Below are 7,752 nucleotides of genomic sequence, written 5' to 3' on the forward strand. Positions count from 1 at the left end.
GTTGCACAATGACAAAAAAGTAGATGGGGCAATGGCCTCATCCGCAAAATACCTTATGACTGAACTCCAATGTAATGTTTCCGATGAATGTGTGCAGCTTCATGGCGGCTATGGCTATATGTGGGAATATGGCGTGGCCCGGGCATTTGCGGATGCAAGGGTACAGCGGATTTATGCCGGTACCAATGAGATCATGAAGGAGTTGATTGCAAGGAAGATTTTGAAATAGGTGGAAATACAGTTGAAATACATTGAAATAGGAGTGAAGTGATTTGGGATATTGGAACGATATTAATGGATATTAGAAGATACTTGTTGAAAAAATGAAAAAGTCCCATCGGGACGACCGATGTCTTAGCGATGGGTTTTAACCCGTCGAAAGTGAAAATCAAAACATAACCAAAGTCCCGGAGGGACGGACGATTTCATTTTTATCTTTCCACTCCCAACTCCCAACTTTTTTAAAAAGCAATATTCTTTTATATTTAGTAATCTTAAATATTAGATCAAAAATCTAAGATCTAAGATCTAAGATCTTAATTCTAAAATCATTCTCAACCCAAAATAAACAATACCCTATGCCTAACTTTCCTTGGTTCAAATTTTACCCTGAAGGAGTAGAAACTGAAATTAATGTAAAAGCTTATAGTTCTGTAGTCAACCTCTTTGAGGAAAGCGTCCAAAAATTCGGGGACGCCATAGCCTACGAGTGTATGGGCAAAACCATTACATATAATGAGGTTGACCGGCTATCCCAACATTTTGCATCCTACCTGCAGCACGAGCTCAATATGAAAAAAGGGGACAGGGTGGCCATTCAGATGCCAAACTGCCTTCAATACCCCGTGGCCATGTTCGGTGTTCTCAGGGCAGGGATGGTGGTAGTCAATGCCAACCCCCTTTATACCCCGAGAGAAATGAAGCATCAGTTTGAAGATTCAGGTGCCGATGCCATTGTCATCCTTGCAAATTTTGCCAGCAACCTCGAAAAAATCAGGCAGGAAATTAAAGCCAAGCATGTCATTGTCACCGAATTGGGAGATATGCTCGGAGGCTTGAAAGGGACTATTGTAAATCTTGTGGTTAAATATGTTAAAAAAATGGTTCCTTCTTATGACCTTCCAAAGGCCGTTAGCTGGAAAAAAGTCATGTCGAGTGGGGCTTCCAAACCTTACAAAAGAGAAGAAATGACTTTGGAAGATACTGCATTCCTACAATATACAGGAGGTACCACGGGTGTTTCCAAAGGTGCGGAATTGACCCATGCCAATATTGTGGCCAACATGCAGCAGATTTCGGCATGGATGAAACCTAAATTGAAAGAAAAAGAAGAAATTGTAATTACCGCATTGCCCCTTTATCACATTTTTGCATTGACGGTAAACTGTCTTGCGATGATGAAAATCGGAGCGCATAATGTGTTGATTACCAATCCAAGAGATATGCCCGGTTTTATCAAAGAATTGGGTAAACATAAATTCACAGTGATTACAGGTGTCAACACTTTGTTCAATGGATTGATGAACAATGAAGCATTTTCCAAACTTGATTTCTCCTCCCTGAAAGTCTCCGTTGGTGGTGGGATGGCAGTACAGAAGACTACAGCAGAAAGGTGGCAGAAAATCACCGGTGTGCCATTGGCCGAAGGTTATGGATTGACAGAAACTTCCCCTGTTGCCACCTGTAATTCAATAGACGGAACTGAAAGAATAGGAACAATCGGGATTCCACTTCCCAATACGGATGTCAAAATTATCGATGACGATGGAAAGGATGTTCCAACAGGTGAAAAAGGAGAGATTTGCATCAAAGGCCCTCAGGTGATGAAAGGATACTGGAACAGGCCTGAGGAAACTGCCAAAGTAATGAATGGTGAATGGTTCAAGACCGGGGACATTGCGGTGATTGACCATGATGGATTTGTCAAAATTGTCGATAGGAAAAAAGAAATGATCCTCGTTTCCGGATTCAATGTCTATCCCAACGAGGTGGAAAATGCCATCGCCATGCATCCAAAAGTAGTGGAAACGGGCGTCATAGGAATGCCCGATGATAAATCCACCGAAAAGGTAGTGGCTTATGTGGTTGCCAAAGACAAGTCCCTGACTTCCGAAGAAATTATTGCCCATTGCAGGGAAGAACTGACAAACTACAAAGTGCCCAGAGAGGTGTATTTTGCAGATGAACTGCCCAAAACCAATGTGGGTAAAATCCTAAGAAGGAAGATCAAAGAAATGCATGAAAAGACTGTTGCCGGTTGATTTATAGAAAAGCTAAGTGGTGCTGGATTTTTGTGAGATTGTAAAATTGTAGAATTGTAGAATTGTAAAATTAAAAAAACTTGTCTGCCGTGTTGGATTGGAAAATTTCGCAGTTTTAAGCCTTTATTTCACTCAAATATTTCAACCGGTTTATTACTTTATCCCGAATCAATACCGATCTTAATATCTCTGGTTTCCATATATCTCAATATCCAAAAATATCCTCAATATCAATAAGTATCCATTAATATCCTCTAATATCTACCCAATATTTCAACCATATTTCAATTAAATATCTACCATATTTCAATATCCTCAAGTATACATTTATAACTATCAAATATGCCTTTTGATTATATAATTATCGGCGCAGGTTCTGCCGGATGTGTTCTGGCCAACCGCTTATCTGAGGATCCGAAAAATACTGTCTTACTGCTTGAGGCAGGAGAACCGGATAAAAAAATGGAGATTCAGATTCCGGGGGCTTATGCCAAACTTCATAGGTCTGAGGTGGATTGGGCTTTTTGGACCGAACCACAGGAAAACGTCGATGGAAGAAAACTTTACATTCCCCGTGGTAAGGCTTTGGGGGGATGCAGCAGTACCAATGCCATGGCTTATGTGAGGGGAAACAGGTTAGACTATGATGAATGGGAACAGTTGGGCAATAAAGGTTGGTCTTATGAATCGGTGCTGCCTTATTTCAACAAGTCAGAACATAATGAGGATTTTAAAGGCCGGTTTTATGGAGATGCCGGACCACTTCACGTTTCTTATTCGAGACAACCGCATCCATTGGGGCACAGTTTTATTGAAGCTTGTGAATCAGCAGGTATCCCGCATAATGAAGAATATAATGGTGAGAAACAGTTCGGTGCTTCAATGCTGCAGTTCACCATCAAAAATAATATCCGCCAAAGTACTGCTACCGCCTTCCTGAAACCTATATTAAAAAGGAAAAATCTTTCTGTAAAAACAGGCAGCCATGTTTCCATGATATTAATCGAAAATGGGATTGCCAAAGGAGTGGAGACAATCAACAAAAAAGGTACCCGTCAAAGATCCTATTGCAACAAAGAGGTGATTTTGAGTGCAGGGGCAATACAATCTCCTCAAATAATGATGCTTTCCGGAATAGGAGATAAGGACTACCTATCAAAGTTTGGAATCAAACCGGTATGCCACCTCCCAGGAGTGGGCCAAAATCTGATTGACCATGTTTGGTCGGGGGTAAGTGTTTGGTCCACCATCAAAACCAATAACCATGAGATCAAACCTTTCTCCCAAGTGAAAGGTCTTTTGAATCACTTTTTGTTTAAAAAGGGGCCATTTGGAAACAGTCCTCTAACGGCCAATGCATTTCTGACTTCTGAGGAAGGTCTTGATAGGCCGGATCTGCAGTTTCATTTTGTTCCAAGTGCTGTCTATCAGGATTATAGCACGGATATTTATAATCTTGACACCTATCCGAGAAAAAACGGCTTCAGTCTTATGGTCGTTCTTATACGGCCTGAAAGTAGGGGATATGTAGGTATGAAATCAACAAACCCATTGGATGCACCCTTGATTCAGCCCAACTTTTTTTCTGATGAAAGAGATATCAAAAGATTGGTCAAAGGAATGCATTTGGCAAAAAAAGTCATGGATACGGAACCTTTGAAAAGGTATCAGGAAGGAGAGATATTTCTTCCCGGCAGCTTTGATGAAAAAGCGATGGAAAGCCATATCAAAAAAAGCCTGGAAACCCTCTATCACCCGGTCGGTACCTGTAAGATGGGTCAGGACGATATGGCTGTGGTGGATGAAAATCTGAAGGTCAAAGGGATAGCAGGTCTTCGGGTTGCCGATGCTTCCATCATGCCGACCATCATTTCGGGAAATACCAATGCCGCTTGTATCATGATAGGGGAGAAGGCTTCGGATCTGATTTTGAAAGATTAATCCTACTCTGTTTTGTGAATGATTTGAGAAAATCTAAAAGTTGAAATATTGATAATCAAACCTCCCATAAGTGACTATGATTTCCCTGCCTGAAGTGTCTTTGGGTTTGAAACCAAATGTACCTGTCATTATCTTTTCGTTTTTTAATGATTTAACTGTGACCTGACCTTCAAACGGAATAGAGATAAAATCATCCTCTTCCCATTCTGATATTTTATATCAAAGGTAAACTTCTGATTTATTTTTCTGCTATTTTTAAGCTTACCCAAAAACCCAAACCTATGAAATTGAAGCTTAATATTTATTTTCTGATGTTGATTTTTTTTATCGCTGTTTCCTGTCAGAGGCCGGATGTAGGCCTTAATTCTTTTAAAGTCCTTGCAGAACAAATGGAAAAATCTTTGAAAGAGAATCTGTTGGAAACCTGGTACCCAAAAGCCTTGGACCTGGATTCTGGTGGATACATTAGCAGTTTCACCTATGATTTTCAGATCAAGGACAACAGTCAGGAAAAGATGATAGTCACACAGGCACGTCACCTTTGGTCAAATTCGAAAGCAGCAAAAAGATATCCAACGCAAAAGCATTATTTGGATGGTGCAAAACATGGCTTTGAATTTTTGAGGGATAAAATGTGGGACTATGAACATGGTGGCTTTTATCAATTGGTCAGTAGGTCAGGTCAACCCTTATTGGAGAAGTCTCCAATGAAAACCGCTTATGGGAACAGTTTTGGCATATATGCTCTTGCCGCATATTTTGGGGCAACTGGAGATTCTGCCGGTCTTGATCTTGTCATCAAGGCTTTTCATTGGTTGGAAGAAAAGAGCCATGACCCTGTACATAAAGGATACTTCCAGCATCTGTCCCGGGATGGGACTCCCATTGTCAGGCCTGCAGATACGCCATCCACATCGGATCTGGGGTACAAAGATCAAAACAGTTCCATCCATTTGTTGGAGGCTTTGACCGAATTGTATGAAGTTTGGAAAGATCCCTTGCTCAAAGAACGTCTGGAGGAAATGCTTTTATTGGTCAGGGACACCATTGTCAATGAAAAAGGCTCTTTGGTATTGTTTTTACAACCTGATTGGACTCCTGTATCATTTCAGGACCAGGGTGAGGAAGAAATCATGAAACATAAAAGTCTGGACCATGTGTCCTTTGGCCATGATGTGGAGACGGCCTATTTGATTTTGGAAAGCTCCCATGTACTCGGTTGGAAAAATGATGAGGTCACTTTGGCCAAAGCCAAGAAAATGGTTGACCATGCTTTGGAACATGGTTGGGACAATGAGAAGGCCGGTTTTTTTGATGAAGGGTATTATTTTCCAGGGGAAGAAAATCCAAGGATAATCAAAGATTCCAAAAATTGGTGGGCACAGTCAGAAGGCATGAACACTCTCCTCCTAATGGCAGAACTTTTCCCTAATGACCCTTGGAATTATTTTGGGAAGTTCCAAGCACTCTGGCAATACAATCAGGAATATCTCATTGACCGTGAGCATGGCGATTGGTTTTCAGGAGGTTTGGACAAACAGCCCCAACTAAAAACAGCCGATAAAGGACATATCTGGAAAGCCAATTACCATCAGTTCAGGGCGATGAAGGGATGTATCGATAGGTTGAGGAGTTGGTAGGGGAGGATTTTAGATTTAAGATTTAAGATTTTAGATTTTAGATTTAGGATTTGAGAACCGAGAAAAGGATGAAGGAGAAAGGATGAGGGATGAAGGTGGTGCGTCATTGCGAGGAGCACTTGGGAAACTTTGATATTTTATATAGCACTTCGTGCGACGTGGCAATCTCTTTAGGGATGAAGGTAGAGGGTAGAGGGTAATTTTAGATTTAAGATTTTGGGATGGTGCGGGCGTCATTGCGAGTCTCCAACATTTTGTGAATGTTCAGAAAAGGGTAATGACAATTGTTTTCACGCCGTGACCGCTGCGAATTCGCTGCGATCGCTGCGTGAAACATTTAATACGTCATTGGTAGACCCCAACATTTTTAAAAAAACATTGACCCTAATTTCGACAGGAATCCAAAGACTTCATTATTCCTGTCGGCCGACAGGCGGGCATCATTCGATGTTCCTTGTTCATTATTTAAAAAATTTAATGATGATTTCGAATTGATCAGGGTAACGGCTGCTCCGATTACGTCTTTGGTAGTAGTAAAAATCGGCATTTACAGAAGGGATGTGAGATCAAGACGGGCAGCAGACCTCTCTCCCGTACTGTTGTCGGGATCGAGGTGACAAGACAAAGTTCTTTCTAACCTTGAATGCTATTTGTAGTTCTAAACTATCAATTTCCAAATTTGTCATTGATAACTTTTTTTGTCACTCCTTCACAAAATAGACCTCGGCTATTTTCCCATCTTTTATCTTGTAAATGGCGATGGCGCGCATGGGAGGTTCGTTTTTAGTGATGGTGACTTCTTCCTGGTCGATGACTGTATTGCCCATGACCATCCTGTTGACCAATTTGCAATGGAGTTCCGGGGTACGGGCAAACATCCTTCCATATAATTCATACATGTTTTCCCTGCCTTCATAGAGCAATTCAGATGGGAAATTGAAAACCTTTACATTTGCCGCATAAGGTAGGACGAATGCTTCTATGTCTCTTTTATTATAGGCTTCCAATTGTTCCTGTGCCAGTTTCTCAGCGATGGTTTCTATATCATTTTGAGCTGATACATTTAAACTGAACATTAGCATTGCACTTAATAGCATGAATTTATACACGTCTTCTGTCCTCCTGCCAGTTTTTTATTGATTTCTTTATTTCCTTGGATCTCAACTTGTCCTTGACGGCTTTATCCAATAAGTTCAGCAATTCATCATCTCCGGCAAATCTCAGCGCAACGATTTGGGAAAGCCTGAGTTTGTTTTCAAGTTTAAGAAATGATTTCCCGGTCATTTCATAATAACGTTGCCTCATTTCCAAACGGATAATTCTGTCCTGCGTTTTGAGTGCGTATATCCTGGCAATGACCGGTAAAAGTGCCAAGACAAATGCTATGGCCAGAAAATACCATGCTTGAGAAAGATCTTCTGTTCCCCATACTGTGAAAAGATTGACCAATGACCAAGCCAAAATGATCAAGGTCAGAGGAGTAACTACAAAATGGTGTAAAGGAAAATACCGGGTGTGGTTTTTGTAACTTTGCATAACAAATAATTTATTGTGGATGAATTTGTCTGAAATTTAGTCCTATTGGTTCCAATTATCAAAAAACACCTCAATTTCAGATATAATTTTTTTAATTTTTCCAAAATAACAATTTCGTATGCGACCCAAAATAACTATAACCTCATTTATTCTGGTTTTCATTCTTTTAATCCAATCAGCATGTAACCGGGAAAATACTTTGCAAACTGAAATCCTCAAATGGCCTGATGGAAAAAAAGCAGCCGTCTCGCTGACCTACGATGATGGTACTTATAATCAGTTTCATGTTGCTTTGCCCATCATGGAAGAATTGAATATGAAAGGCACTTTTTATATCAATACCGGAGAAATACCTTCTTCCCAATATAGAGCCA

At 40.6% G+C, this 7,752-nt stretch carries 7 protein-coding genes; 5 read left to right on the forward strand and 2 right to left on the reverse strand.

All coding sequences use genetic code 11. The features are described 5' to 3' along the window. From ACEW8O_RS13680 to ACEW8O_RS13695, 4 genes are all read left to right on the forward strand, one after another. Positions 1-229: acyl-CoA dehydrogenase family protein (locus tag ACEW8O_RS13680; RefSeq protein ID WP_373495187.1), on the forward strand; the 229-nt coding region annotated here is incomplete at its 5' end. A 349-nt stretch (positions 230-578) separates the two neighbouring features. Continuing rightward, complete coding sequence (locus ACEW8O_RS13685) at positions 579-2,261, forward strand: AMP-binding protein (RefSeq protein WP_373495188.1); 1,683 nt, start codon at positions 579-581, stop codon at positions 2,259-2,261. A gap of 342 nt (positions 2,262-2,603) precedes the next feature. Further along, the gene (locus tag ACEW8O_RS13690; RefSeq protein ID WP_373495189.1) at positions 2,604-4,202 is read left to right on the forward strand and encodes a GMC family oxidoreductase; all 1,599 of its coding nucleotides are present in this window, start codon (positions 2,604-2,606) and stop codon (positions 4,200-4,202) included. Positions 4,203-4,483: 281 nt separating this feature from the next. Beyond that, positions 4,484-5,842: an AGE family epimerase/isomerase gene (locus tag ACEW8O_RS13695; RefSeq protein ID WP_373495190.1), complete on the forward strand. Its 1,359-nt coding sequence runs from the start codon at positions 4,484-4,486 to the stop codon at positions 5,840-5,842. A gap of 701 nt (positions 5,843-6,543) precedes the next feature. On the opposite strand, the gene ACEW8O_RS13700 is transcribed toward ACEW8O_RS13695, so the two are convergent. Then, the gene (locus ACEW8O_RS13700; protein ID WP_373495191.1) at positions 6,544-6,918 is read right to left on the reverse strand and encodes a nuclear transport factor 2 family protein; all 375 of its coding nucleotides are present in this window, start codon (positions 6,916-6,918) and stop codon (positions 6,544-6,546) included. A gap of 25 nt (positions 6,919-6,943) precedes the next feature. Next, complete coding sequence (locus ACEW8O_RS13705; RefSeq protein ID WP_373495192.1) at positions 6,944-7,378, reverse strand: DUF6526 family protein; 435 nt, start codon at positions 7,376-7,378, stop codon at positions 6,944-6,946. A gap of 118 nt (positions 7,379-7,496) precedes the next feature. Here ACEW8O_RS13705 and ACEW8O_RS13710 point away from each other — a divergent pair. After that, the coding region (locus tag ACEW8O_RS13710) for a polysaccharide deacetylase family protein (RefSeq protein ID WP_373495193.1) at positions 7,497-7,752 on the forward strand (256 nt) is incomplete at its 3' end.

This window comes from Aquiflexum sp. (assembly GCF_041749095.1).
Lineage (GTDB): Bacteria > Bacteroidota > Bacteroidia > Cytophagales > Cyclobacteriaceae > Aquiflexum.